The 25,706-nt window shown below is 69.1% G+C and carries 27 protein-coding genes; 20 read left to right on the forward strand and 7 right to left on the reverse strand.

Going from position 1 to position 25,706, the window contains the following annotated elements; genetic code table 11:
- The first annotated feature begins 33 nt into the window (after positions 1–33).
- From DFJ65_RS05310 to DFJ65_RS05350, 9 genes are all read left to right on the forward strand, one after another.
- Positions 34–924 carry a M15 family metallopeptidase gene (locus tag DFJ65_RS05310; RefSeq protein WP_115922128.1) on the forward strand — a complete coding sequence of 297 codons (891 nt, stop codon included), beginning with the start codon at positions 34–36 and terminating at the stop codon, positions 922–924.
- Between the two features lie 71 nt (positions 925–995).
- On the forward strand, positions 996–1,451 hold the full coding sequence (locus DFJ65_RS05315; RefSeq protein ID WP_115922129.1) for a MarR family winged helix-turn-helix transcriptional regulator: 456 nt from the start codon (positions 996–998) through the stop codon (positions 1,449–1,451).
- Between the two features lie 63 nt (positions 1,452–1,514).
- The gene (hemL, locus tag DFJ65_RS05320; protein ID WP_245950024.1) at positions 1,515–2,852 is read left to right on the forward strand and encodes a glutamate-1-semialdehyde 2,1-aminomutase; all 1,338 of its coding nucleotides are present in this window, start codon (positions 1,515–1,517) and stop codon (positions 2,850–2,852) included.
- Positions 2,849–3,490, forward strand: coding sequence for a histidine phosphatase family protein (locus DFJ65_RS05325; protein WP_115922131.1), 642 nt, complete (start codon positions 2,849–2,851; stop codon positions 3,488–3,490). Before hemL ends, DFJ65_RS05325 begins: the two co-directional genes overlap by 4 nt.
- A complete protein-coding gene (locus DFJ65_RS05330) occupies positions 3,487–4,086 on the forward strand; it encodes a TlpA family protein disulfide reductase (protein WP_115922132.1) in 600 nt (199 codons plus the stop codon). Before DFJ65_RS05325 ends, DFJ65_RS05330 begins: the two co-directional genes overlap by 4 nt.
- A gap of 9 nt (positions 4,087–4,095) precedes the next feature.
- On the forward strand, positions 4,096–4,845 hold the full coding sequence (locus DFJ65_RS05335) for a cytochrome c biogenesis CcdA family protein (RefSeq protein ID WP_115922133.1): 750 nt from the start codon (positions 4,096–4,098) through the stop codon (positions 4,843–4,845).
- A complete protein-coding gene (gene resB / locus DFJ65_RS05340; protein WP_115922134.1) occupies positions 4,845–6,476 on the forward strand; it encodes a cytochrome c biogenesis protein ResB in 1,632 nt (543 codons plus the stop codon). The genes DFJ65_RS05335 and resB overlap by 1 nt, the downstream gene beginning before the upstream one ends.
- Complete coding sequence (gene ccsB, locus DFJ65_RS05345) at positions 6,473–7,465, forward strand: c-type cytochrome biogenesis protein CcsB (RefSeq protein WP_115922135.1); 993 nt, start codon at positions 6,473–6,475, stop codon at positions 7,463–7,465. Before resB ends, ccsB begins: the two co-directional genes overlap by 4 nt.
- A gap of 4 nt (positions 7,466–7,469) precedes the next feature.
- Entirely contained in the window at positions 7,470–7,766 is a 297-nt protein-coding gene (locus DFJ65_RS05350) for a DUF4229 domain-containing protein (RefSeq protein ID WP_115922136.1), read from the forward strand.
- A gap of 6 nt (positions 7,767–7,772) precedes the next feature.
- Here the strand turns inward: DFJ65_RS05350 and DFJ65_RS05355 are convergent, their stop codons facing one another.
- Together DFJ65_RS05355 and menE are read right to left on the reverse strand one after the other, a co-directional pair.
- Positions 7,773–8,657: a 1,4-dihydroxy-2-naphthoate polyprenyltransferase gene (locus tag DFJ65_RS05355; protein ID WP_115922137.1), complete on the reverse strand. Its 885-nt coding sequence runs from the start codon at positions 8,655–8,657 to the stop codon at positions 7,773–7,775.
- Positions 8,658–8,690: 33 nt separating this feature from the next.
- The gene (menE, locus tag DFJ65_RS05360) at positions 8,691–9,821 is read right to left on the reverse strand and encodes an o-succinylbenzoate--CoA ligase (protein ID WP_115924116.1); all 1,131 of its coding nucleotides are present in this window, start codon (positions 9,819–9,821) and stop codon (positions 8,691–8,693) included.
- A 209-nt stretch (positions 9,822–10,030) separates the two neighbouring features.
- Between menE and DFJ65_RS05365 the strand changes: the two genes are divergently transcribed.
- The 3 genes from DFJ65_RS05365 to DFJ65_RS05375 all read left to right on the forward strand — a co-directional run bounded on the left by DFJ65_RS05365 (position 10,031) and on the right by DFJ65_RS05375 (position 12,601).
- Complete coding sequence (locus DFJ65_RS05365) at positions 10,031–10,933, forward strand: DUF2382 domain-containing protein (protein ID WP_115922138.1); 903 nt, start codon at positions 10,031–10,033, stop codon at positions 10,931–10,933.
- Positions 10,934–11,041: 108 nt separating this feature from the next.
- A complete protein-coding gene (locus DFJ65_RS05370; RefSeq protein WP_115922139.1) occupies positions 11,042–11,785 on the forward strand; it encodes an SDR family NAD(P)-dependent oxidoreductase in 744 nt (247 codons plus the stop codon).
- An 18-nt stretch (positions 11,786–11,803) separates the two neighbouring features.
- Positions 11,804–12,601: an inositol monophosphatase family protein gene (locus DFJ65_RS05375; protein ID WP_245950026.1), complete on the forward strand. Its 798-nt coding sequence runs from the start codon at positions 11,804–11,806 to the stop codon at positions 12,599–12,601.
- Between the two features lie 13 nt (positions 12,602–12,614).
- Here DFJ65_RS05375 and DFJ65_RS05380 read toward each other — a convergent pair whose 3' ends face one another.
- The gene (locus tag DFJ65_RS05380; RefSeq protein WP_245950028.1) at positions 12,615–13,574 is read right to left on the reverse strand and encodes an o-succinylbenzoate synthase; all 960 of its coding nucleotides are present in this window, start codon (positions 13,572–13,574) and stop codon (positions 12,615–12,617) included.
- A gap of 10 nt (positions 13,575–13,584) precedes the next feature.
- On the reverse strand, positions 13,585–14,169 hold the full coding sequence (locus DFJ65_RS05385; RefSeq protein WP_115922141.1) for a TetR/AcrR family transcriptional regulator: 585 nt from the start codon (positions 14,167–14,169) through the stop codon (positions 13,585–13,587).
- Positions 14,170–14,245: 76 nt separating this feature from the next.
- Here DFJ65_RS05385 and DFJ65_RS05390 point away from each other — a divergent pair, with 76 nt between their 5' ends.
- Together DFJ65_RS05390 and DFJ65_RS05395 are read left to right on the forward strand one after the other, a co-directional pair.
- Positions 14,246–15,220: a zinc-binding dehydrogenase gene (locus tag DFJ65_RS05390; RefSeq protein ID WP_115924118.1), complete on the forward strand. Its 975-nt coding sequence runs from the start codon at positions 14,246–14,248 to the stop codon at positions 15,218–15,220.
- Positions 15,221–15,247: 27 nt separating this feature from the next.
- Positions 15,248–16,168 (forward strand): 1,4-dihydroxy-2-naphthoyl-CoA synthase, encoded by a 921-nt coding sequence (locus DFJ65_RS05395; RefSeq protein WP_115922142.1) that lies wholly within the window; start codon positions 15,248–15,250, stop codon positions 16,166–16,168.
- Between the two features lie 121 nt (positions 16,169–16,289).
- Here the strand turns inward: DFJ65_RS05395 and DFJ65_RS05400 are convergent, their stop codons facing one another.
- Both DFJ65_RS05400 and DFJ65_RS05405 read right to left on the reverse strand, forming a co-directional pair.
- Positions 16,290–16,643 (reverse strand): peptidoglycan-binding domain-containing protein, encoded by a 354-nt coding sequence (locus tag DFJ65_RS05400; protein WP_245950030.1) that lies wholly within the window; start codon positions 16,641–16,643, stop codon positions 16,290–16,292.
- A gap of 256 nt (positions 16,644–16,899) precedes the next feature.
- Positions 16,900–18,966, reverse strand: coding sequence for an MMPL family transporter (locus DFJ65_RS05405; RefSeq protein WP_115922143.1), 2,067 nt, complete (start codon positions 18,964–18,966; stop codon positions 16,900–16,902).
- A 115-nt stretch (positions 18,967–19,081) separates the two neighbouring features.
- Between DFJ65_RS05405 and DFJ65_RS05410 the strand changes: the two genes are divergently transcribed.
- From DFJ65_RS05410 to DFJ65_RS05435, 6 genes are all read left to right on the forward strand, one after another.
- On the forward strand, positions 19,082–19,588 hold the full coding sequence (locus DFJ65_RS05410; protein WP_115922144.1) for a DUF6328 family protein: 507 nt from the start codon (positions 19,082–19,084) through the stop codon (positions 19,586–19,588).
- A 203-nt stretch (positions 19,589–19,791) separates the two neighbouring features.
- Positions 19,792–20,694 (forward strand): ABC transporter ATP-binding protein, encoded by a 903-nt coding sequence (locus DFJ65_RS05415; RefSeq protein ID WP_115922145.1) that lies wholly within the window; start codon positions 19,792–19,794, stop codon positions 20,692–20,694.
- 97 nt (positions 20,695–20,791) lie between these two features.
- Positions 20,792–21,922: an ABC transporter permease gene (locus DFJ65_RS05420; protein WP_245950032.1), complete on the forward strand. Its 1,131-nt coding sequence runs from the start codon at positions 20,792–20,794 to the stop codon at positions 21,920–21,922.
- 169 nt (positions 21,923–22,091) lie between these two features.
- Positions 22,092–22,742, forward strand: a complete 651-nt coding sequence (locus DFJ65_RS05425; RefSeq protein WP_115922146.1) for a hypothetical protein — start codon at positions 22,092–22,094, stop codon at positions 22,740–22,742.
- A 142-nt stretch (positions 22,743–22,884) separates the two neighbouring features.
- A complete protein-coding gene (locus DFJ65_RS05430; protein ID WP_115922147.1) occupies positions 22,885–23,268 on the forward strand; it encodes a cold-shock protein in 384 nt (127 codons plus the stop codon).
- 5 nt (positions 23,269–23,273) lie between these two features.
- Positions 23,274–24,098 (forward strand): DUF3027 domain-containing protein, encoded by an 825-nt coding sequence (locus DFJ65_RS05435; RefSeq protein ID WP_425452956.1) that lies wholly within the window; start codon positions 23,274–23,276, stop codon positions 24,096–24,098.
- A 64-nt stretch (positions 24,099–24,162) separates the two neighbouring features.
- Here DFJ65_RS05435 and zwf read toward each other — a convergent pair whose 3' ends face one another.
- Positions 24,163–25,599, reverse strand: a complete 1,437-nt coding sequence (gene zwf / locus DFJ65_RS05440) for a glucose-6-phosphate dehydrogenase (protein ID WP_115922149.1) — start codon at positions 25,597–25,599, stop codon at positions 24,163–24,165.
- Between the last annotated feature and the right edge of the window lie 107 nt (positions 25,600–25,706).

The raw sequence follows: 25,706 nt of genomic DNA on the forward strand, positions 1-25,706 counted from the left end.
CCCTTCCGTCGTCGACCCGTTCGGAGTTCGCAGATGAAGACGCTCGCGGTTCTCGTGACCGCCGCAGCCCTGACCACCCTCGCCGGTCCCGCGCAAGCTGCCTCCGCGGCCCCGCGCAAACCGGCCCGCATCGTGTTGGCCACCGCGCTGCCGGTGACGTCCGCCTGCGTCGTGGTCGGTGTCGGCACGACCGGTGTCGCCACCGGCTCGCGGGTGACCGTCATCGACGACGGACGCGTGATCGGCCGCTCTCGGGTCACCGCGGGCAAGGCGATCGTGCCGATCAGTTCGAAGGTGCAGGGCAGCCGCGTCACCGTGGTGGTGGCCGGGCAGCGCCGCATCATCACGGTGCGCACCGACGCCGCGGCGCTCGCGGCCAGCCCCTGGTTGGTCGTGAACAAGAAGGTCTCGGCCGGGTCTTCCACGCCGCCGCGGCTGACGACCTCGGGCAACCTGCGGTTGCAGCCGTCCGCCGCCGGTGCCTACGAGAAGATGGCGAAAACCGCTGCGCGACAGGGCACCTCGCTGTGGGTGGCGAGCTCCTACCGGTCGGCGGCACGACAGAAGTCGCTCTACACCGCCTACGTCGCACGCGACGGGCGCAAGGCCGCCGACACCTACTCCGCCCGTCCCGGACACAGCGAGCACCAGACCGGGCTCGCAGTCGACGTCGCCGGCTCGTCCTGCACCCTGTCCGGGTGTTTCGCCGACACCGCCGCCGGGCGGTTCGTGAAGTCCGACGCTTACAGGTACGGCTTCGTCGTCCGCTACCCGAAGGGCGCCGACGCGACCACCGGCTATCGCTACGAGCCGTGGCACCTGCGCTATGTCGGACCCTGGCTGGCCGGTTACCTGCACAGCGTCGGATCACTTACCTTGGAGCGGGCGTTCGCGCTTCCGGCCGCCCCCGACTACGCGAACTGAGACCGTTCGTTTCCGGATAGTTGCAGTATTCATCGGCCGTCACAGCCCCGTCGGGGCGTACCTTGTGGGTCATGAGTGACTCAGGGGTCGAGTGGCTCGACGATGACCAGCAGGTGGCGTGGCGCAGCTACATCCGTAGTTCCCGCGCGCTCGAGACGGTGCTCGACACCGAGCTCCAGTCGGGCGCCGGCATGTCGTTGTCCGAGTACGAACTGTTGTCGATGCTGTCCGAGGTGCCCGATCGGGTGCTTCGGATGAGCACGTTGGCCGATCTCATCGTGCAGTCGCGCAGCCGCGTCACCCACACCGCCAACCGGTTGGCCGCCCGCGGATGGGTCGAGCGCCGGGCCGCGGTCGGCGACGGACGCGGCGTCGAACTCGTGCTCACCGACGCCGGTCTCGATGCCGTGGTGATCGGTGCGCGCGTGCACGTCACCGGCGTCCGTCGGCATTTGGTCGATCGGCTGGAGCGGTCGGAGTTGATCGATCTGGGCGCCACGATGGCGAAGGTGCGCGTAAACCTCTGACCCTCCGGCCCCGCCGCCGCACGCGATTTCGGATGCCGCGACCCGTCTGGGACAATGGGGGCCATGTCCACCCCGCAGACCTCGGTTTCCGCTGCCCTGCTCGACCGTGCCCGCCGGGTCACCCCCGGTGGGGTCAATTCCCCGGTGCGTGCGTTCCGGGCGGTCGGCGGCACCCCGCGTTTCATCGCCTCGGCCAAGGGCCCGTGGCTCACCGACGTCGACGGCAACGAATACGTCGACCTCATCTGTTCGTGGGGGCCGATGATCCTCGGCCACTCCCACCCCGAGGTGGAGCGCGCGGTGCGCGAGGCGGCGACCAAGGGCTTCTCGTTCGGCACCCCGAGCGAGAACGAGGTGGCTCTCGCCGAGGAGATCGTCTCCCGGGTCGACCCGGTCGAGCAGGTGCGACTGGTCAGCAGCGGCACCGAGGCCACGATGAGCGCGCTGCGGTTGGCCCGCGGGTTCACCGGCCGCACCAAGGTCGTGAAGTTCGCCGGTTGCTACCACGGTCACGTCGACGCGCTGCTCGCCCAGGCGGGCTCCGGTGTCGCCACCTTCGCGCTGCCCGACTCCGCGGGTGTGCCCGAGTCGAACGCCCACGACACGATCGTGTTGCCGTACAACGACATTGCCGCGCTCGAGGCGGCATTCGCCGAGTACGGCGACGAGATCGCCTGCGTCATCACCGAGGCGAGCCCCGGCAACATGGGTGTCGTGCCACCGGCGCCCGGGTTCACCGCCGCGCTGCGCAATGTCACCCGCGCACACGGCGCGCTGCTGATCAGCGACGAGGTGATGACCGGCTTCCGCTGCTCGCCGTCCGGGTGGTTCGGGCTGGAAGGCCCGCAGGGCGACGGCGTGCCCGACCTGTTCACCTTCGGCAAGGTCATGGGCGGCGGTTTCCCGGCCGCGGCGTTCGGCGGCCGCGCCGACATCATGAGCCGCCTGGCTCCCGACGGCCCCGTCTACCAGGCGGGCACCCTGTCGGGTAACCCCGTCGCCACCGCGGCGGGCCTGACCACCCTGCGCCTGTGCACCCCGGACATCTACGGCCGGCTCGACGTCGCCGCCCGCGCCATCGCCGGCGCGACGTCCGAAGCCCTCGACAAGGCGGGCGTGCCGCACGTCGTGCAATGGGCGGGTTCGATGTTCAGCGTGTTCTTCCGCGAGGAGCCGGTCGCCAACTACGACGACGCGAAGGCACAGGACACCGCCGCGTTCGGCCGGTTCTTCCACGCGATGCTCGACCAGGGCGTGCACCTGCCGCCGAGCGCCTACGAGGCGTGGTTCGTCAGCGCGTCCCACGACGACGACGCCGTCAACAAGGTGATCGACGCGCTGCCGGCCGCCGTCGCGGCGATCACGTCATCCACAGGAACGGATGGGAACCTTCCGGCATGAGCACCCGTACCGTCGTCCACCTCGTCCGGCACGGCGAGGTGCACAACCCGCAGGGTGTGCTCTACGGACGGATGCCCGGTTTCCACCTGTCCGAGCTCGGCCGCGAGATGGCCGTCGTGGTGGGGGAGTACCTCTCCACCCACGACGTCACCCACCTGGTCAGCTCGCCCCTGGAACGCGCACAGGAGACCATCGAGCCGTTGGCCGAGACGCTGCACCAGGCGGTCACGATCGACGAGCGCGTCATCGAGGCGGGCAACGACTTCGAGGGCATGACCGTCGGCTCCAACCCCAAGCAACTGCTCAACCCGCGCCTGTGGCCCAAGCTCGTCAACCCGACCGTGCCGTCGTGGGGTGAGCCCTACACCCAGATCGCGAGCCGGATGCAGGCCGCCGTCGCCGACGCCCGCGACGCCGCCCGCGGCCACGAAGCGGTGATCGTCAGCCACCAGCTGCCGGTGTGGATCGCCCGGTTGGCGTTCGAGGGACGCCGCTACTGGCACGACCCGCGCAAACGGGAGTGTTCGCTGGCGTCGGTCACCAGCATCGGCTTCGCCGACGACAACCTGCTGAGCATCCAGTACTCCGAGCCGGCCGCCGCGCTGGTCGCCCGCGCCTCGAAAGTGCCCGGAGCATGAGCGCCAGCCGCCGCACCGTGCTCACCGCCCTCGGCGGGATGTTCGCCACGGCGACCCTCGCCGCGTGCAGCAGCGACCCGAATTCCGTTTCCGCACAGGCGAACAAGGGCGACTCGAAGGGTTACGTCGCCGGCGACGGCACCATCGAGCAGCTCGCCGTCTCCCAGCGGGGCAAGCCGGTGCAACTCGACGGCACCCTGCTCGACGGCAAGACGTGGAGCAGCAGCAGCGCCGACGGCAAGGTCGTCGTGCTCAACGTGTGGGGCGCGTGGTGCCCGCCCTGCCAGAACGAACTGCCGCATCTGCAGAGCGCCTGGGCCGGTTGGCAGGCCGCCGGGCAGCCGGTCGTCATGCTCGGCATCAACCAGCGCGACTCGGTGCAGCGCGCGCAGGCCACGCTGGCGAAGTTAAAGGTCACCTACCCGTCCCTGGCCGAGGACGGCGGCAAGGCGCTGCTGTCGCTGCAGGGCAAGGTGCGCGCCTACCCGACCACCCTCGTGCTCGACAAGGAGCACCGCATCGCGGCCCGCGTGTCGGGCGAGGTCACCGAGGCGACCCTCAAGGGTCTCGTCGACGACGTGCTGAAGTCGGCGTAGTCGCTCTCGATGATCACCGACGTCGGTTCCACGGTCGTCTCCGGCAGCCTGCCGGTGGCGCTCGCGCTCGCGCTGCTGGCCGGCGTGGTGTCGTTCGCGTCGCCGTGCGTGCTGCCGTTGGTGCCGGGGTTCCTCGCCTACGTCACCGGCCTCACCGACGAACAACGTCGCACCCGGTTGGTGGCGGGGGCGCTGCTGTTCGTGCTCGGCTTCGGGGCCGTGCTCGTGTCGGTGGCCGTCGCGCTCGGCGTGGCGCTCGAAGCCACCCAGCAGTACCGTGCCACGATCAACCGGGTCGCCGGGGTGATCGTCATCGTGCTCGCGCTGGTCTACCTCGGCTTCATCGGACAGCGCGGTCTGCCGGTGCGCTGGCGCCCCGCCGCCGGGCTGGCCGGCGCGCCGTTGCTCGGCGTCGTGTTCGGGCTCGGCATGAGCCCGTGCATCGGCCCGGTCTACGGCGCGATCCTGTCGGTCAACGCCCCGCTCGCCGGTGACGGCGGGTTCGTCGGACGCGGTGTCGTGCTGGCGATCTGTTATGCCGTGGGACTGGGCATCCCGTTCGTTCTCATCGCCGCCGGTTGGTCACGTGCCGAGCGGGCTTCACGTTGGTTGCGTGACCACCACCGTGCGATCCAATGGGTCGGCGGGGGACTGATGTTGCTGGTCGGCCTGTTGATGGTCGCCGGGGTCTGGGAGCAGTTCATTGTCTGGATGCAGACGAACCTTGTCGGCGTCGACGGATTCCGGACGGTGATCTGATGACGACCACCGAGACCCGTCCGACCGCGTCCGGCCCCACCCAGCCCAAGCTGGGCCTCGTGGGCACGCTGCGCTGGTTGTGGCGCCAGCTCACCTCGATGCGCACCGCGCTGTTCCTGCTGTTGATCCTGTCGGTGGCCGCGGTGCCCGGCTCGATCTTCCCGCAGCGGTCGATCAACGCCGGCCGCGTGACCGACTACCTCGACAAGCACAAGACCGTCGGCCCGTGGCTCGACCGGTTCGGCTTCTTCGACGTGTTCTCCAGCCCGTGGTTCGCCGCGATCTACCTGCTGCTGATCGTGTCGCTGCTGGGCTGTGTGATCCCGCGCATGCGCATTCACTACCGGTCGCTGCGGTCGCCGATCCCGAAGGTGCCCGCCCGGCTCGGCCGGCTCGCCGCGAGCGCCGACGAGGAAATCGACGCGGCGCCGGCGGAGGTCATCGCCGCGGCACGAACCGCGTTGGGCCGCAGACGTTACCGGCTGCGGGAGGACGACCTGCCCGCTGACGGTCCGCTCGAGCTCTCGGCCGAGGGCGGCCGGCTGCGCGAGACCGGCAACCTGCTGTTCCACCTGTCGCTGGTGATCGTGATCATCTCGGTCGCGATGGGTTCGCTGCTCGGCTGGCGCGGCGACGTGATCGTGCCGGAGAAGAGCGACTTCGCCTCCACCATGACGCGTTACGACACGCTCGACCCGGGCCCGTGGGTGGACCTGGAGAAGATCACGCCCTGGACGCTCACGATGAACAAGCTCGACGTGTCGTTCGAGGAGAACGTGCCGGCCGACTCGCCGCAGTACGGCCAGCCGCGCAGCTTCACCGCCCAGGTGACCACGACGGACGGCGCCGGCGGAAAGGCCACCGACCAGCAGATCTCGGTCAACCACCCGCTGAAGATCGGCGGCTCCAACGTCTACCTGCTCGGCAACGGCTACGCCCCGAAGGTCGTCGTGCGCGACGCGAAGGGCAAGGTGCTCTACGACGACGCCACCCCGTTCCTGCCGCAGGACAACAACTACCGCTCGGTCGGCGCGATCAAGGTGACCGGTGCGTCGCCGCAGCAGTACGGCTTCTTCGGCCTGTTCCTGCCGTCCGTCGCCTTCGACGACGTGCAAGGGCCCTACTCGACCTTCCCCGACCTCAAGGAGCCGGCGCTGGTGCTCGGCATGTACGAGGGCAACCTGTTCCCCGGCGGGCGACCGCAGTCGGTGTTCTCGCTCGACACCAGCGAGATGAAACAGGTCATGGCCACCAACGGTCAGCCGCTGCGCATGATGATCCGCCCCGGCGAGACCATCCAGTTGCCCGGCGGACGCGGCTCGATCACCCTCGAGGCCGTGCCGCGCTGGGCCGGTCTGTCGGTGCGCACCGACCCGGGCAAGGTGCCCGCACTCGTCGGCGCGATGCTCGGTCTGATCGGTCTGGTGATGTCGATGGTGCTGCGCCGCCGCCGCATTTTCCTGCGTGTGACCCCGACCGACGCCGGCGGCAGCCGGGTGCAGATCGGCGCGCTCGCCAAGGGCGACGACCCGCGTCTGCAGCTCGCCGTCGACGAACTGCTCGGAACGCTCCGAGCCAGCACCTCGGGTGCGACGTACCCTGTTCAGGACAAGAAAGCAGGTCCCCGATGATCACCTCCCTCATGACCTCCGGGGTCGACCAGGCCCTCGCCGACAACAGCCTCCGGCTGCTGTGGTCGTCGGCGCTCGTGCTGACCCTCGCGATGCTGTCGTTCACCGTCGACCTCGCGGGACACCCCGGCCGTCAGGCCCGGGCGGCCGCGCGCCGGGCCGGCGAGACGCAGGAGGTGGCCGAGGCCGGCGGTGACACCGCCGTGGTCACGAAGGTCGAGACCGAGGCACCCGACGTGCCGGAGAAGCGGCAGTGGGCCGGCATCGGCATCTCGCTGTCGTGGCTGGGCGCCCTGCTGCTCATTGCCTGCATCGCCACCCGTGGCTGGTCGGTGCAGCGCCCGCCGCTGGGCAACATGTACGAGTTCCTGCTCGTCGGTTGCGGTTTCGTGATGGTCGCCTACCTGGGCTGGGCGCTGCGACACGACGTCCGGTGGCTCGGGGCGTTCGTCACCGGCGTCGTCGTGCTCTTCGAGATGCTCGCCGGTCTGGTGTTCTACACCGACGCCAGCCAGCTGCTGCCGTCGCTGCGCAGCTACTGGCTGTCGATCCACGTCACCGTCGCCACCTTGTCGGTCGCGTTGTTCACCGTCGCGTTCGTGCTGCACGCCCTGTGGTTCGTGCAGGCCTGGCGGGAGAAGAAGCCCGGCAAGCTCGCCTTCATGGACGCCGTGCCCGGCAAGGACACGCTCGACCGGCTCGCGTACGGCGTGCTGATCATCGCTTTCCCGCTGTGGACCTTCACCCTCATCGCGGGCGCGATCTGGGCGCAGGAGGCCTGGGGCCAGTACTGGAGCTGGGACCCCAAGGAGGTGTGGACCCTGGTGATCTGGGTGCTCTACGCCGCCTACCTGCACGCCCGCATGACCGCCGGGTGGAGCGGTCGCAAGTCGATCTACGTGGCGCTCGCCGGGTTCGCGTGCGTGCTGATCAACTACGGCATCGTCAACGTGTTCTTCGTCGGCCAGCACTCCTACTCGGGAATGTGACCTGATGGCGCGTTACACCGTTCTTCGTCTGCTCGTCTTCTTCGGCGTGCTCTGCGCGCTGTGGCTCACCCAACTGCGCGGCTGGGCCCTGCTGGTGCTGTCGGCGGTCGTGTCGGCGATCATCTCCACCTTCCTGCTGGCCGGTCCGCGCGAGGCGGTGGCCCAGAAGTTGGAACAGAAGGTCACCGAGCGGCGCGCGAAGGCCGACGAGTACCGCACGGCCGAGGACGACGACCTGGACGACGACCTCTCCACGGCCGAAGGCAGCGACGAGGCCGACGAGGAGTACACCGACCGCTGAGCGGTCTCAGCCCACCCGGTAGGCGAGGTACAACCCGAGGCCCAGCGTCAGGCCGTACGTCAGGCTGGTGAGCCCGGCGCCGGCCAGCGCCGGCACCAGGTCGCGGCCCTTGCGCCCGGCGATCACCGTGCGGATCGGCACGACTGCGGGCAGCAGCCCGACCACGCCCAGTGCCGCCCACGGCTGGTCGAACGCGATCACCACGACCGCCGCCAGCGCGATGACGTACATGCCGACGAACAGCACTCGGGTGCTGCGGTCGCCGATGCGGACGGCGAGCGTGCGCTTGCCGGAGACGGTGTCGCCGGGGATGTCACGCAGGTTGTTGACCAGCAGGATCGCCACCGCGAGTGCGCCCACGCCGATCGAGCCGGCCACCGCGGCGAGGTTGAGTTCCTTCGCCTGGGTGTAGGTGGTGCCGAGGGTCGCCACGAGACCGAAGAAGACGAACACGAAGACCTCGCCGAGGCCCATGTAGCCGTACGGCTTGTCGCCCCCGGTGTACTTCCACGCCGCCCAGATCGCGGCCGCCCCGACGATCAGCAACCACCAGGTGCTGCTCAACGTGACGAGCGCGAGCCCGCAGAAACCGGCCCAGAAGAACGCGATGAACGCGGCGAGCTTCACGTTCGAGGGCGTGGCGAGGCGCTGCCCCACCAGGCGCACGGGTCCGACGCGGTCTTCGTCGGTGCCGCGGATGCCGTCGGAGTAGTCGTTGGCGTAGTTGACGCCGATCTGCAGCAACACCGACACCAGCAGGGCGAGAACGGCGTAGCCGGGGTTGGCACGCTGCAGCACGTAGGCGGCGCCGGTGCCGACCGCGACGGGTGCGACGGCGGCGGGGATGGTGCGCGGACGGGCGCCGGCGATCCACTGGTTGAGCGTGGCCATAGGTGTTGCGAACTCCTGCAAGGGCAGGCCGGATCAGGTCGCGGCGTCGGGAGAGGTCGCCCAATTTTGCCACTGGTCGGACGCCGCCAGTGCCACCCGGTCGGGTTTGCCCGGTCCGCGCAGCGGCAGGGCGTCGACCAGCAGCAGTCGGCGGGGCAGGGCATAGCCGGGCAGGGTGTCGCGCAGGGCCTCGCGGACGGCGCGCAGGGAGGGGCGCGGATCGGCGACGAGCGCGGCGCTCACCACCTGCCCCCACTCGGGGTCGGGCAGGCCCAGCACGACCGCCTCCCGCACGCCCGGCAGGCGGGTGAGCACGTCCTCGACCACCCGCGGCGCCACCTTCATGCCGCCGGTGTTGATGAGGTCGTCGGCCCGCCCGAGCACCTGCAGGCGTCCGTCGACGAAGGTGCCGAGGTCGCCGGTGCGGAAACCGCCGGCGCCGTCGAAGGCCTGCTCGGTGAGCTCGGGGTCGCCCAGGTAACCGAGGGCAACCGTGCTGCCGCGCAACGTGATCCGGTCGTCATCGAGTTCGACGGTGGTGCCGTCGAGCGGCTGCCCGTCGTAGACACAGCCGCCGGCGGTCTCGCTCATGCCGTACGTCGTGCACACCCGCACCCCGGCGTCGGCCGAGCGTTCGAGCAGGGCCGGCGGGCTGGCCGCACCACCGAGCAGGATCGCGTCGTAACGGCGCAACGCCTCGCCGCGACCGGCCTCGAGCAGCCGCACCAGCTGGGTCGGCACCAGGGAGGTGTAGCAGCGTTCGGCGGTGAGTTCGCCTGTCGCCTGCACGAATTCGTCGATGCCGAAGGAGGCGAGGGTGACCGGCACGGTGCCCGCGACGATGCTGCGCACAATCACCTGGGTGCCGGCGATGTGCTGCGGCGGCATGGGCAGCAGCCACTGACCGGGGCCGCCGAGCCGGGCGTGGGTGGCGGTGGCGCTCGCGCGCAGATTTTCGGCGGTGAGCATCGCGCGCTTCGGCCGACCGGTCGAGCCACTGGTGGAGACCACCAGCGCGACGCCGTCCGGCACCCGGTCGTGATCGGGCGGGCCGGCATCGGTGAGCGGGGCGACCGCGGGCCCTCCCTCGAGCGCGTCGAGCAGGGCCCGGCGGTAGCTGCGCAGGTCGGCCGCGTCGACGGGGAAGGGGACCAGAGGGCGCATGGTGACCACCCTAGGCAGGTCGCCGGGTGATCATCCCAAAGGGTGAAATTCGGTCGACGAGCGCCGTAGATTCCGCGTCATTCCGCGATCTTTCACAGTGCGGAAGAACGTCGGGGTGCTCCGGAGTCCCCATCCGGGCGCCCGACCGTGACAGAAAAGTGGATTGGAGACGCCGAACACGTCGGCGCGCTCGAACTGAGGGGAAGACAATGAACTTCGATCTCGATCGCCTGCAGCACATGAACGTTCTCGACCAGGACGGCGAAAAGATCGGCTCCGTCGGGCAGATCTACCTCGACGACGAGACCGGTCGCGCCTCCTTCGTGACCGTGAAGACCGGCCTCTTCGGCACCAAGGAGACCTTCGTGCCGCTCGACGGCGCACGCGAGGACGGCGACGACCTGCGGGTGCCCTACACCAAGGACTTCGTGAAGGACGCGCCGAACGTCGACGCCGACGGCCACCTCTCCGAGCAGGAGCAGGACGCCATCCAGGACTACTACCGCGGTCAGGGTGCCGGCCGGGGCGACCTGCGTGGCGACCTGCGTGACGACCGTCGCGACGAGTTCGTCGGCAACAGCACCGACCTCACCGACCGCACCGACCTCGACGCGCGCCGAGAGGGCGACGTCGAGGCCGCGATGCCGGTGGCGGGCGGCGCCGACCGCAACTTCGACGAGCGTCGCGGCAACCTCGAGGGCGACCGCCACACCGACGGCGACACCGACTCGATGGTGCGCCGCGAGGAGGAGCTGCGCGTCGGCAAGGAGCGTGTCGAGACCGGCCGTGTGCGACTGCGCAAGCACGTCGTGACCGAGCAGAAGACCATCACCGTGCCGGTCGAGCGCGAGGAGTTCGAGGTCGTCCGCGAGCCCATCGCCGAGGGCACCACCTCGCAGGGCGAGCTCGGTGACGACGAGGCGTCGATCACCCTCTCCGAGGAGCGTCCGGTGGTCGACAAGGTCGTCGTCGACAAGGAGCGCGTCGGTCTGCAGACCAACACCGTGCAGGACGACCGCGAGGTGCAGGCCGAGGTCGGCCGCGAGGAGATCGAGGTCGACCTTGAGGGTGGCGTCGACCGCGACGGCCGCATCGACCGCAACGACCGCTGAGGTCGCGAGCGCCGAGCTCACCTGATCGAAGCTGCGGGCCGCACTCCCCGAAGGAGGGGGGTGCGGCCCGCAGCCGTCGGTGGCGCCGCCCCCTCCTAAGCTGCAGCCATGACGCAGCGACGAATCGCAGTGGTGACCGGTGCGAGCAGCGGGATCGGGCGGGCGACCGCGCGCCGGCTGGCCGCCGACGGGTTCGAGGTGATCTGTGCGGCCCGCCGCACCGACCGCATCGAGGCCCTCGCGCAGGAGATCGGCGGCCGCGCCCTCACCTGCGACGTGACCAAGGCCGACGACATCGCAGCGCTCGCCGCGGCGGTCGGCGACCGGCTCGACGTCCTCGTCGCGAACGCCGGCGGAGCCATCGGCACCGAAACGGTCGCCACCGCCAAGCTCGAGGAATGGCGCACGATGTACGACACCAACGTCATCGGTGTGGCCGCCTCGATCCAAACGCTGCTTCCCGCGCTCACGAAGGCACACGGCGTGATCATCACCATCGGTTCGGTAGCCGGCATGGTGGCGTACGAGGGTGGCGCCGGGTACTGCGGCGTGAAGGCCGCCGTGCACTCGCTGATGATGTCGCTGCGCCTCGAACTGTTCGACCAGCCGGTGCGGGTCTGCGAGATCGACCCGGGCATGGTCGCCTCCGACGAGTTCTCGCTGGTGCGTTTCCACGGCGACGAGCAGAAGGCCGCCGCGGTCTACGCGGGCGTCGAGGCTCCGCTGACCCAGGAGGACATCGCCGAGACCGTCGCGTTCGTCGCCGCCCAGCCCGAGCACGTCAACATCGACCAGCTCGTGGTGCGGCCCCGTGCCCAGGCCGCCGCGCACAAGGTGCACCGTACGAGCTGAGGTACCCCGTGCGGCAAGATGGACGGCGTGGACAACGACCAGTTGCTGGCCCTGTTGCAGGAAGTCGCCGCCGAGATCGTGACGCCGCGGTTCAGATCCCTCGCCGCCCATGAGGTGATGGAGAAGAACCCGGGCGATCTGGTGACCGTTGCCGACCGCGAGTCGGAGCTCGCCATCGCCGCCCGGTTGCAGGACGCGTACCCCGACGCGCTGATCGTGGGGGAGGAGGCCGTCTCGGCCGACCCGTCGATCCTGCAGAAGACCGCGGACGCCGACCACTGGTTCACCGTCGACCCGATCGACGGCACGAAGAACTTCGTCAACGGCTCGCCCGACCATGCGCTGATGGTCGCCGAGATGCACGGCAGCCAGGTGGTGCGCGGCGTGATCTGGCAGCCGGAGTACAAGACCGCGTACGTCGCGGAACGGGGCGCCGGTGCGTTCCGCAACGGCGACCGGTTGCAGCCGATCGCCCGTGCGCAGGACAGCCTGTCGGGACACACCTCGCGGCGTTCGCTGCTGAACGAGCGCATCGGTGACCTGCCGCCGCTGGCGTTGTCGTGGGTGTGTTGCGGAGTCGACTATCCGCACCTCGCGCTCGGCGATGCCGACTTCCTGCTGTACGGCGGGTCGATGCCGTGGGATCACGCGCCGGGTTCGTTGCTGCTCACCGAGACCGGCGGTGTCGTCGGCTACGCGGACGGCTTCGACTACGACCCGACGTCGCTGCAGACGCCGCTGCTGGCCGCGGGCGACGACGAGACCTTCGCGCGGGTGCGCCGGGCGCTCGCCGACGACTCGGCGTTCTCCGCCTGAGTCGGTAGCCGCCTCACAGGTAGGCCGAGGCGCGAGCCACCCGTTCGCGCCACCACGCCACCCGGTCGGCGGGAGCCGCCCAGCGTTCGAGCAACTCGGGTTCGGGCGACACCACGCCGGGATGCAGCACTCCGCCGTGCGGCACCACGGAGTTCGTCACCACGTCGCCGTCGAACAACTCGATCGTGCCGAGCCCGCAGGCGAACGGCAGTTGCGGCAGCGTCGCGGCGAACGCCACTCCGGCGGCCATGCCGACACTGGAATCGAGGGCCGACGACACCACGACCGGCAACCCGATCTGCTCGGCGATGCGCAGCGCGCCGCGCACCCCGCCGAGCGGAGCCACCTTCAGCACGGCGACGTCGGCGGCCCCGAGTTGCTTCACCCGCAGGGGGTCGTCGGCCTTGCGGATCGATTCGTCGGCGGCGATCAGCACGTCGATGCCGTTGCGGGCCAAGGCCATTCGCAGCTGCGCGAGTTCTTCGACGGTGGCGCAGGGTTGCTCGACGTACTCCAGGTCGTAGGGGGAGAGGGCGCGGATCGCGGCGAGCGCGTCGTCGACCGTCCACGCGCCGTTCGCATCGATGCGGACGCGTCCGCCGGCGCCCATCGCTGCCCGCACCGCGGCCACCCGGTCGAGGTCGTCGTCGAGGGCCTGGCCGCGTTCGGCCACCTTCACCTTCGCCGTGGTGCACCCGTCGTAGCGGGCGAGCACCCGCGGCACCTCGTCGGCGGGCACGGCAGGCACGGTGGCGTTGACCGGCACCTCGTCGCGCACGGGGGTGGGGAACCCGTGGGTGGCCACTTCGATCGCAGCGGCCAGCCAGCGCGCGGCCTCGTCCGGCTCGTACTCCAGGAACGGACTGAACTCGCCCCAGCCGGCGGGCCCTTCGACGAGGGCGATCTCGCGGTGGACGACGCCGCGGAAACGGGTGTTGAGCGGCAGGGAGACGATGTGCAGCGGGAGGTCCACCCCGCCCACGTTACGAGCCCGCCTGCACCGTCCGCAGCGCGGTGGTCAGCATCTCGGCAGCGGTCTCGTGACTGATCCGCACGCTCATCATCGACGAGAGCACCAGCGAGGTGCAGGTGGTGGTCATCAGATCGGCCGCGGCGGCGTCGAGGTCGGGGCGACGTGCGGCGACGCCTGCGGCGATCGCCGCCCGCAGATCGGCGTAGTAGTGCGACACGACCACACGCAGGGCGTCGTCGTGGCCGAGGGTGGAGCCGGTGGCGTTCATCAGCAGGCAGCCGTTCTGCTCGAGCTCCCGCAGGCCGCCGAGCATCGCTGTGCGCAGGCCGGTGAGGTAGGTCTCGAGTGCGTCGGCGGCCACCGGGGGAGTGCGCAGGGGCGCGAGGCGGGGTCGGATCACGTCGTCGAGGTAGCTGTCGACGGCGGCGTCGAAGAGGCCGCGCTTGCTGCCGAACGCGTGGTAGATGCTCGAACGGTTCAGGCCGGTGGCCTTCTCCAGGTCGGGCACGGCGGTCTCGGCGTAGCCGCGCTCCCAGAAGACGCGACGGGCGGCGCGCACCACCTCTGCGGCGTCGAAGGTGCGCCCGCGGCCCAAGATCCCTCCCGGTTTTGGTGAACTGACCGTTCTAGAATATATTAGAACGGTCAGTTCAAAAACTTTGGAGGCCGTCATGCGCGCACTCATCCACCACAGCTTCGGCGACCCGGCGCAGGTGCTCGGCGTCGAGGACGTCGAGACCCCGCAGCCCGGCCCCGGCGAGGTGCTCGTGCGCACCGTGCTGTCGCCCATCCACAACCACGACCTGTGGACGGTGCGCGGCACCTACGGTTTCAAGCCCGAGCTGCCGGCCCGCGCCGGCACCGAGGCGGTCGGCGTCGTCGAGGCCGTGGGGGAGGGTGTCACCGGTTTCGCTCCCGGGCAGCGCGTCGCCACCGGCGGTTCGTTCGGTGCGTGGGCGGAGTTCTTCGTGGCGGAGGCCGGCGCGCTGATCCCCGTGCCCGAGGACCTCAGCGACGAGGTGGCCGCGCAGTTGGTGGCCATGCCGTTCAGCGCGATCTCGCTGCTCGACTTCGTGCAGTTGAACGAGGGCGACTGGCTGGTGCAGAACGCCGCCAATGGCGCCGTCGGACGGCTGCTGGCGCAGCTGGCGGCGGCCCGCGGCATCAACGTGATCGGCCTCGTGCGTCGCTCCTCAGGGGTGCGGGAGCTGGCGAGCCAGGGCATCGAGCGCGTCGTTGCGACCGACGACGAGGGCTGGCGCGAGCAGGTGGGGCAGCTGACCGGTGGTGCGCCGATCGTGGTCGGGGTCGACTCCGTCGGCGGGCAGGCCAGCGGCGACGTGCTGTCGCTGCTCGCCGAGAACGGCACTCTCGTGGTGTTCGGGGCGATGGCCTCGCCGACCATGCAGATCGGGTCGGGCGACGTGATCTTCAAGCAGGCCACCGTCAAGGGTTTCTGGGGCAGCAAGGTGAGCGCGACGATGCCCGCCGCCAAGCGTGGCGAGTTGTTCGGCGAACTGCTCCAGCGCATCGGCTCGGGCGCGCTCACCCTGCCGGTCGAGGCGACCTACTCGTTCGACGACATCTCCGCAGCCGCCGCGGCCAATACCGAGCCGCGCGTGGGCAAGGTGCTGCTGCGTCCGTGACCTCGCGTCCCGGCTAATCTCGGGCGGGTGACCGATCAGACCGCGAACCCGTTCGACCCGTCCCTCTGGGACGAGGTGGAGGGATTCGACTTCACCGACATCACCTACCACCGCGCCAAGGACCTCGGGTGCGTGCGGATCGCGTTCGACCGTCCGGAGGTGTTGAACGCGTTCCGTCCGCACACCGTCGACGAGTTGTACCGCGCGCTCGACCACGCCCGTCGCACCGCCGATGTGGGCGTCGTGCTGCTCACCGGCAACGGGCCCTCGCCCAAGGACGGCAAGTGGTCGTTCTGCTCCGGCGGCGACCAGCGCATTCGAGGCCGCTCGGGTTACCAGTACGCCGACGGCGAGACCGCCGACACGGTCGACGAGCGCCGGGTGAAGGCCGAGGGCGGACGCCTGCACATCCTGGAGGTGCAGCGCCTCATCCGCACCATGCCGAAGATCGTCATCGCGGTCGTCGGCGGCTGGGCGGCCGGCGGCGGGCACTCGCTGCACGTCGTCTGCGACCTGACGATCGCCAGCCGCGAACACGCCCGGTTCAAGCAGACCGACGCCGACGTGGGTTCGTTCGACGCCGGCTACGGCTCGGCTTACCTGGCCAAGATGGTCGGGCAGAAGTTCGCCCGCGAGATCTTCTTCCTCGGCCGGGCCTACTCCGCCGAGGACATGCACCGCATGGGCGCCGTCAACATCGTCGCCGACCACGCCGAGCTTGAGAACGAAGCGGTGCAGGCCGCCCGCGAGATCATGGGCAAGTCGCCCCAGGCGCAACGCATGTTGAAGTTCGCGTTCAACCTCACCGACGACGGGCTGATGGGCCAGCAGGTGTTCGCCGGCGAGGCGACCCGCCTGGCCTACATGACCGATGAGGCCGTCGAAGGTCGCGACCAGTTCTTGGAGAAGCGCGACCCGGACTGGTCGCCGTTCCCCTGGTACTTCTGATGACCGTCAATGCTTCGTGACGAAGGTCTTTCGGGCGGGAGCGATCTCAACACGTGGTGCTGGCGTCGGACGTGAGCGCGGGCGACCCCGCCCCCGGGTCGCCCGCGCGGTACTGGATCTGTCAGCGGTAGCCGCAGTGGACCGTCCGCATCTTCGCCCACGTGCCGGCGCCGACCCGTCCGTCTGCCTTCAGGCCCTTGGCCTTCTGCCACGCGGCGACCTTGCGCGCGGTGTTCGGGCCGTAGAAGCCGTCGGCCTTCATGCCGACCTTCTTCTGTATCCGCTTGATGTGGAAGCGGTCGGCGGCGCTGTTGTAGCCGGAGTGGGGTCCGCCGTTGGTGTACGCCTCGCCCGACTTCAGCGGGAACGACCCGCTCGGCATCGATGTGCTGTTGACGCAGACGGGGGCTGCAGCAGTGGCCTCCCCGGCTCCGGTGGCCACTGCGATGGCGGGTGCACCGATGCCGCCGACCAAGGTGGCAGCGAGTGCGAACTTTGCGATGTTCTTCGTGAATTGCCCTGAATCTCATTGTGCGACAACGCTTTTACGCCGTCTTGAGTTGTCCGGCTGAACCATTGCCGAACCAGGGGAGTGACGGGCCACCCGGCGACTTCGTTCCATGTCGACTGCGGAGTCCTGACAAATCACATCGAGACCTTGTTTGGTCGGTGAACGATGCAGTACTGGAGAGGGGTCGATCTGCGCAGATCCGTCGCTTCTTTGCGGCTACTCAGCCAAGAGCGGATGGCCACCAGACCTTCGCGCCGACGAGGCTCCACAGCGCCGGGATGACGACGGTGCGCACCAGGAAGGTGTCGAGCAGGATGCCCAACCCGACCACAATGCCGAGCTGGGTGAGCACGATCAGGGGCAGCACGCCGAGCACCGCGAACACCGCGGCGAGCACGACACCGGCGCTGGTGATCACCGCACCGGTGGCCGAGACGACACGCACCATGGCCTCGCGGGTCTCGTGGGTGACGTTTTCCTCTCGTGCGCGGGTGACCAGGAAGATCGTGTAGTCGACACCGAGTGCGACCAGGAACAGGAACGCGAAAAGCGGCACCCCGTCGTCCAGCGCGGGGAAACCGGCGATGTGATCGCTGATCCAACTGCCGGCGCCGATGGCGGCCAGTGCGCTCAGCGCTGTCGACGCCATCAGCAGCAGCGGCGCGACCAATGCGCGCAGCAGGGCGATGAGCACGACGAAGACGACCAGCAGAATGAGGGGCGCCACGACCTTGAGGTCGCGCGAGGCGCCATCGGCCTGATCGAGCGCCTCGGCGTCCGCACCCCCCACCAGCGCCTGAGCGTCGGGCACGGCCCTCAAGGCATCTCTGACCGCGCGGATCGTTCCGGTGGCCGCGTCGGTGCCGGATGGCGCGGCGAGCACCACCGACCATGAGGTCAGCCCGTCGGACGAGGTGCCGGCGGGGCGCACCGAGCGGACGCCGTCCACGCCTTTCAGGATCTCCTGCACCGGCCCGGCGGCCGCGGTGCGCGCCACGACGCGGGTCGGGTTGGCCTCGCCGGCCGGGTAGTGCTCACCGATCGTGCGCGCGCCGTCGACCGACTCGGCGGTCACCCGGAACTGCTCGGTCTGTGACAGGCCGACCTTGACGTTGATCAGGCCGAGTGCGCAGAGCACGAGCACCAGCACGCCGACCCCGCCGTAAAGCCAGGGCTTGGCTGACACCGCGGACGCAACCCTGTGCCAAGCGCCCCGCTGTTCGTCGTGCCCGTCGCCCACATTCGGCACGAACGGCCAGAACAGCTTGCGACCCAACAGAGCTAGCGCGGGCGGAAGCATCAGCATCACGAACACCAGCGCGACGAGCAGGCCGACCGCGGAACTCAGACCGAGCACGCGGTTGCTCGGCAGCACCGCGAACAGCAGTGCCCCGAGGGCGAGGACGACGGTCAGGTTGGACGCGAGCACCGCAGGCCCTGCGTGGCGTACGGCGGTGCGGAGCGCGGCCCGGTGATCGGTCTCGCGGTGCAATTCCTCGCGGTATCGAGACACCAACAGCAGCGCGTAGTTCGTGCCGGCACCGAAAACGAGGACGCTGGTGATGCCTGACGTTGAACCGTCGCTCACCAGACCCAAGGCTTCGACCACGCGTGCGGAGACGATCGAGGCAACCCGGTCGGCGAGTGCGACGACGATCAACGGAACCAACCACAGAATCGGTGAGCGGTAGGTGATCAGCAGCAGCACCGCGACGACGAGAGCGGTGATCAGGATGAGGCGCAGGTCGGCGCCGGCGAAGGAGTTCGCGATGTCGGCCCCGAAGCCCGGTCCTCCGGTCAGCTCTACCCGAAGGCCTTGCGGCAGAACGTTCTTCGCGGTCTCGCGAACCTCCTTGACCGCGTCAACGAGGGGGAAGCCGGTGACCGAGGAGTCGAAGGGAACGAACGCGATGGCCGCCTTGCGGTCGGGAGCGGGCACCACCGTCGGACCGGCGGGCGGCGCATTCTTGGTTGCCTCGCCCCGATCGACCGCAAGCATTCGTTCGCGCATTGAGGAGATCGCCGAGAGATCCTGGCCCGTGAGCGCGGCACCGTCGCGACGGGTCACCACGGCCACGCCCTGCGACAGGTCGCCACCGGGGAAGGTCTTCAACAGTTCGCGCACCTGTGCCGAATCGGCCGACTTCGGCAACGAGACGGGTGCGCTCGTGCTCGACGGCGCGCCCATCGCGAAGGCCAGGCCGGCCAGCAGCACAGCAAGCAGGAGAGCCCACCACGAGCGTCGGCCGGACAATCGTTCAGCGATGCGATCAGGCAGGGCTCCCATCGGCCGATCCTTGCACGGTGGCTGACGTCGCCGGTTGTCGGCGTTCAAGGTTGCCCCCGGTCGTGCACCGACCGAACCGGCCCCGCGCCGCCCCATGCGTCAGTACGTTGGGCCAATGCGCGAGGAGACGGTCAGTTACCAGCACGGCGACGACGAACGAAACGAGTCGCCCGGCGAACGTCTCGACCGCAACTGGAACGAACTGCTCCAGGAGTTGCGAGTCACCCAGACCGGTATCCAGATCCTGTTCGCGTTCCTGCTGATCCTGCCTTTCCAGGCCCGCTTCGACGTGCTAGAAGGACGGCAAGTGCACCTGTACGTCGTCATCGTCGGGCTGATCACGGCATCGACCTTCTGTGTGATCACTCCGGTGCTCATCCATCGGATGTTGTTTCGCAGGCGGGCCAAGGACGAACTGGTCAGAGCCACCAACAAGCTCACGATCGTGGGCCTCGGCCTCCTCGGCGCGGCCCTCGTCTGTGCCACCGCCCTCGTGGTCGACGTCGTGCTCGGTCGCACCGCCGGGTACATCACTGCGGCACTGTGCACGGTGAGCCTGCTCGGCCTGTGGGTTGTTCTTCCGCGAATCCTGTTGCGGCGCAGCGACGGTCGTTACGAATGAGGATCAAGCAACTGACCACCACGAATCCGCGCGGGTCGCCTGCGCATTCCGGCGCCGGAACCCTGGACCCCGTCCGAACACTTACCATCGTGACCCTGTGAAAATCACTGCGCGCCGTTAGCCCGATGTCCTGACATGACTCTCGACCGAACCGTGACATTCGTCCTGGGGGCGCGGTATGTCGAGCCCATAGGTTGGATGCCATGGGGTCCGTGATTCAGGCCAGAGGCCTGTCCAAAAGATACGACACACACCAAGCCGTCGACAACGTCGACCTGACCGTCGAGGAAGGCGCCTTCTTCGGCATCCTCGGTCCGAACGGCGCCGGCAAGACCACTTTGCTGGAGATCATCGAGGGCATCCGCAAGCCCGACTCCGGCAGCGCGAGCATCGCCGGACTCGACGTCTGGCCGCGCAACACCAACCTGTTACCGCGCATCGGCGTCCAGTTCCAGGCCACCGCTTTCTTCCCGAAACTGACTGCGGCAGAACAGATTCGCACGTTCGCCGACCTCTACGGCGCGCCATACGAGCGGTGCGAGGCGTTGCTCGAACAGTTCGGCCTGACCGAAAAGGCCAACACCGGCACCGAAGAACTCTCCGGCGGACAGGCGCAGCGTTTGTCGATCGCCTGCTCGCTGGTGCACGACCCGCAGGTGGTGTTCCTCGACGAACCCACCGCGGCGCTCGACCCGCAGGCCCGCCGCAATCTGTGGGACACCCTGCGCGGCATCAACGCCGAGGGACGCACCGTCGTGCTCACCACGCACTACATGGACGAAGCCCAGACCTTGTGCGACGAGGTCGCGATCATGGACAACGGGCGCATCCTCACCGTCGACACCCCGCGCGCACTCATCGCCGGCATCGACGCACCGCACAAGATCACCGTCAACACCGGCGGCATCGCCTACGACGACGCGCGCCGACTGCCCGGCGTGATCTCGGTCGAGGAATCGACCGACGCACTGACCATGGTCACCGACGATCCGGCGCCGGTGCTGATCGCGCTCGCGGATCGACGGGCGCTGGACGGCGTCGCCGTCGTCGGCGCGACCCTCGAGGACGTCTTCCTCGAACTCACCGGACGGGAGTACCGAGCGTGACGTCACCCCACGAAGTTCTCCGTTCGTTCCTCACTCCGATACTTCGCGGGGACCCCGACCTCATGTCGGGAGCACGCTCGATCAAGGGGGCAACATCATGACGAATCTCGACGAAATGACGCAGACGACCGAGCGGCCGCCTGCGACCCAGGCGCCGGCTCGCAAACCGAAGGGCTTCGTCACGCTGGCGCGGGCCCAGTGGAAGGCGTTCATCCGCGACAAGCAGATCCTCTTCTGGATGCTGGCCTTCCCGCTGGCCTTCCTGCTGTTGTTCGGGCTGCTCAACAGCGGCGGCGACAAGGCCAGCCGCTCGAACGTGATCCAGGTCGGCAGCGTGCAGTTCCTCGACCAGATGCCGGCCCAGGGCAAGCAGCAATGGGACGACCTGTTCAAGACGACCAGGAGCACCGACCGTGCCGACGCGCTCGACAAGTTGAAGAAGGGCGACGTCGACGCCGTCGTCGAGCAGCAGGGCGACACGCTGGTGCTCCACTACTCCAACGCCGATCAGGTGAAGTCGGCCACCGTGCAAGGCACCATCAGTTCCTTCGTCGACAACGCCAATCTGGCGGCGGCACAAGTGAAACCGGCCATCACCCTGAAAACCCAGCAGGTCGAGGACGCCTCGCTGAAGCCGATCCAGTACCTCGCTCCCGGGTTGCTCGGGTTCGCGTTGGCGATGGGCGGCACGTTCGGTGGCGCGATGACGCTCGTCAACTGGCGCAAGACCAAGCTGCTGCGCCGGATGCGGCTCTCACCGACCAAGCCGTGGGAGCTCGTCGCCTCGCGCATCGTGGTGTCGCTGGTGATCGCGGCGCTGCAGTTCGCGCTGTTCGTGTTGGTGGCGAAGCTGCTGTTCGGGATGCAGTTGAGCGGTGCGTGGTACATGGCGCTGCCACTGGCACTGTGCGGCATGTTGGTGTTCATGGCGATCGGTCTGATCGCCGGATCGGTGTCGAAGACCGAGGAAGCGGCCTCGGGTCTGGCCAACCTCATCGTGTTGCCGATGTCGTTCCTCGGTGGCGCCTTCATCCCGCTGGAGTTCGCTCCGGACTGGCTGAAGACCGTGGCGAACGTGCTGCCGATGGGGCACCTCACCGAAGGCATGAAGGACGTCATGGTGCGCGGACAGGGTGCCTCCGCGGCACTGCTGCCGATGGCGATCCTGCTCGGTTTCGCGGTGCTGTTCATGGCCATCGCGGCGAAGCTGTTCCGCTGGGAGGACTGAGCTCGGGGGAGGCAGGTGGCGGATCGGTGGCGACTGCGCCAACTAGGCTGGCGCCCGAGGGCTTCCCGGACGGTGGGGAGCAGGGGCGAGGGAACCTTCGGGGCGCGCGGGCGTCCGATCCTTCGGACCACACGCAGGGAATCGATCCCGAGCACGAAGGAGAACCCGGATGTCGACCAACCCAGGCCAGCCCAAACGCCGCGGCCTTGCGCTCACGATCATCGGCGCACTGCTCATGTTCGTCGTCGCACCGGGCATCTTCGTGGCCGGTGTGGTGTTCGGCGTGAAGGGTGCGTACGACATCGTGCAGAGCGCACCGATCGTTGGTGCTCAGGGCAGCGTGCCGATGGCGGCCGGGCAGACCCGCGACATCTACGCCTTCTCCGGCCCCGCCGACTCGAACGACACAGGCGTCGAGACCAGCACCACGTCGTCGGGGGTGACTTCGTGCACGGTGCAAGACCCGTCCGGCGCGCGGGTCGACGTCACCAGCTCGAGCGGAAGCACCGCCTGGACTCGGGGCGGTAACCGCTACGTGATGGCCGGCAGCTTCACCGCGACGACCGCGGGCGACTACCGGGTCGACTGCGGCGACCGCGACATGCTGCTGCCCGACGGCAAGGACGCGAAGAACGCCGGGGAGAAGGCCGTGACGGGGATCGGCGGAGGGCTGATCATCGCGAGCATCGCCGGACTGATCGGCCTGATCATGCTGATCGTCGGCATCGTCAAGCTGGTCAACTCCGGCCGGGAGCGCTCGCAGTTCCGGATGCAGCAGCAGGCCGCACAGTGGAACCCCGGCGGTTATCGCGGCTACTGAGCGGTGACGCAGTGCCGCTCGCAGGACCGCCCCGGAATGGGTTCGGATTCGCAGCCGCCACGCGTTAGCCTAGAACGTCGGTCGCGACGCGCGACCGGCGTTCGATCATGTTCGGTCATTCGATGAAGCAAGCAGGTGTGACGTGCCCAGCGGCAAGGTGAAGTTCTTCGACGCGGAGAAGGGTTTCGGTTTCGTCTCCGGCGACGACGGCAAGGACGTTTTCCTGCCCTCGAGTGCGCTGCCGGCCGGCACCACGGTGCTGAAGAGCGGAACCCGCTTGGAGTACTCCGTCGCCGAGGGGCGCCGTGGGGCGCAGGCGCTGTCGGTGCAGCTGCTCGACCCGGCGCCGTCGCTGGCCGCCCGGCACCGCAAGCCCGCAGACGACATGGCGATCATCGTCGAAGACCTCATCAAGTTGCTCGACGGCGTCGGCAACGGTTTGCGCCACGGTCGCTACCCGGACAAGGGCCACGCGACGAAGGTCGCGTCCGTGCTGCGAGCCGTCGCCGACAACCTGGAGCTGTGATGGCCGTGACCGACACCGTGAGCGACACCGAGCCGAAGGCGGCCAAGCCGCGCCGCGCCCGCAAGGAGGCCGCCGCCAAGCCCGACAAGGTGCTGCTGGCAGCCGTCGACCTGGCCCGCGAGGCGGCCGAGTCGATCGCGACCCGCGGCACCGTCGGCGAGCACGAGGGCGCCGTCATGCTGGGTGAGCGCCTGGCGATGCACTACTTCACCTGCACCAACAAGGGCTACCGCGGCTGGCGCTGGGCGATTGCCGTCGCCCGCGCGCCGCGTGCGAAGGTCGCCACGGTCTGCGAGACCAACCTGCTGCCCGGCGACGACGCGTTGCTGTCGCCGCAGTGGCTGCCCTACGCGCAGCGGCTCGCACCGGGCGACATCGGTGCCGGCGACGTCATGCCCTACATCGCCGACGACCCGAACCTCGAGCAGGGCTTCGAGGCCACCGGCGACGAGGACGTCGACGCAATGGCGTTCTTCGAACTCGGTCTCGGCCGCCCGCGGGTGCTGTCCCGCCAGGGTCGTGAGGCCGCGGCCACCCGCTGGTACGAGGGGGAGCACGGCCCGCGCGCGGCCGTCGCCGCCCAGGCCAAGGGGCAGTGCGGCGGTTGTGGTTACTTCCTGCCGATGGCGGGTGCGCTGCGTCGCAGCTTCGGGGTGTGCACCAACGAGTGGTCGCCCAGCGACGGCACCGTCGTCTCGCTCGACCACGGCTGCGGCGCGCACAGCGAGATCGACGAGCCGGCCCCGGTGGCCGAGAAGGTCGAGCCGCCGCGGCTCGACGACTTCGCGGTCGACGTCGAGCAGGCGGAACAGCCAGCCGAAACCGACTGAACCGCAACGAAAGACAGACGAACGGCCCCGAGCGTGATACTCGGGGCCGTTGTCGTCGGCGGGGTCAGGCGGTGGGCTCGCGCCAGGCCCGCTCGAAGGGCAGACGCCAGGCGGTCGGCGCGACCAACTGGTGGATCTGGTTGGGGCCCCACGAACCCTGCGTGTAGGGCCGCACCGGCGGCGGGTTGTCGAGCAGCGGCTGGCTGATCTCCCACAGCCGCTCGATGCCGTCCGAGGTGGTGAACAGCGTGTGGTCGCCGCGCACCGCGTCGTAGATGAGCCGCTCGTACGCCTCGAGCGCGGCCGCCGAACCGGTGGAGTCCTGCATCGCGAACTGCATCGACAGCTTGTCGAGCCGGAACCCGGTGCCGGGCCGCTTTCCATAGAACGACAACGACATTCGCGACTTGTCGGCCAGGTCGAAGGTCAGGTGGTCCGGGCCGTGCTGGCTGACGCCCGAACCGGCCGGGAACATCGACTTCGGCGGCTCCTTGAACGCGATCGAGATGATGCGCTGGCCCTCTGCGAGGCGCTTGCCGGTGCGCAGGTAGAAGGGCACGCCGGCCCAGCGCCAGTTGTCGATGAAGCACTTCAGGGCGATGAAGGTCTCGGTCTCCGACTCCGGTGCGACGCCGTCGAGGTCGCGGTAACCGTGGAACTGCCCGCGCACCACGTTCTCCGGCATGATCGGCATCATCGACCGGAAGACCTTGTTCTTCTCCTCGGTGATGGCCTGCGGTTCGAGCGAGGTGGGCGGCTCCATCGCGGTGAACGCCAACACCTGGAACAGGTGGGTGACGACCATGTCGCGGTAGGCCCCGGTGGCCTCGTAGAACGACGCGCGGGTCTCCAGACCGAGGGTCTCGGGCACGTCGATCTGCACGTGGTCGATGTGGTTGCGGTGCCAGATCGGCTCGAACAGACCGTTGGCGAACCGGAACGCCAGGATGTTGAGCGCGGCCTCCTTGCCCAGGAAGTGGTCGATGCGGAAGATCTGCTCCTCCGAGAACACCTCGTGCAGCTTCCGGTTGAGTTCGACGGCGGACACGAGGTCGGTGCCGAACGGCTTCTCCATGACGACCCGGCTGTTGGCGGCGAGGTCGGCCGCGGCGAGGGTCTGGATCACCGACAGCGCTGCTTTGGGCGGCACGCTCAGGTAGTGCAACCGGCGGGGTCGCTCGTTGCCTTCGTAGCCCTCCTCGGCTTCGGCGACGACCGCCCGCAAGGCGTCGGGGCCGGCGTCGCTGCGCACGAAGTAGAGCCGCTCGGCGAACTCGATGAAGTCCTTCATCTCGTCCTTGCGGGAGGAGAACTCCTCGACTGCCTTGCCGGCGAACTCCACGAAGCTCTCCCGGCTGTGGTCTTCGAGGGAGGTGCCGACGACACGCACGTCGTTGAGCAGACCGCTTCGCCACAGGTGGAGCAGGCCTGGCAGCAGCTTGCGCCGCGCGAGGTCTCCGGTGGCACCGAACAGGACAATGGTTGTGGGCCGTTCCGCCATGGCACACAGTCTGTCGCTCGCGCGTGACGACCGCCAGTCGGGGGCGAGGTTTCGCGCGGGGTGGGGTTGGCCCGACCCCGAATGCGCCAGTGCATCGGATGTCGTCG

Source organism: Calidifontibacter indicus, from assembly GCF_003386865.1.
GTDB lineage: Bacteria > Actinomycetota > Actinomycetes > Actinomycetales > Dermatophilaceae > Yimella > Yimella indica.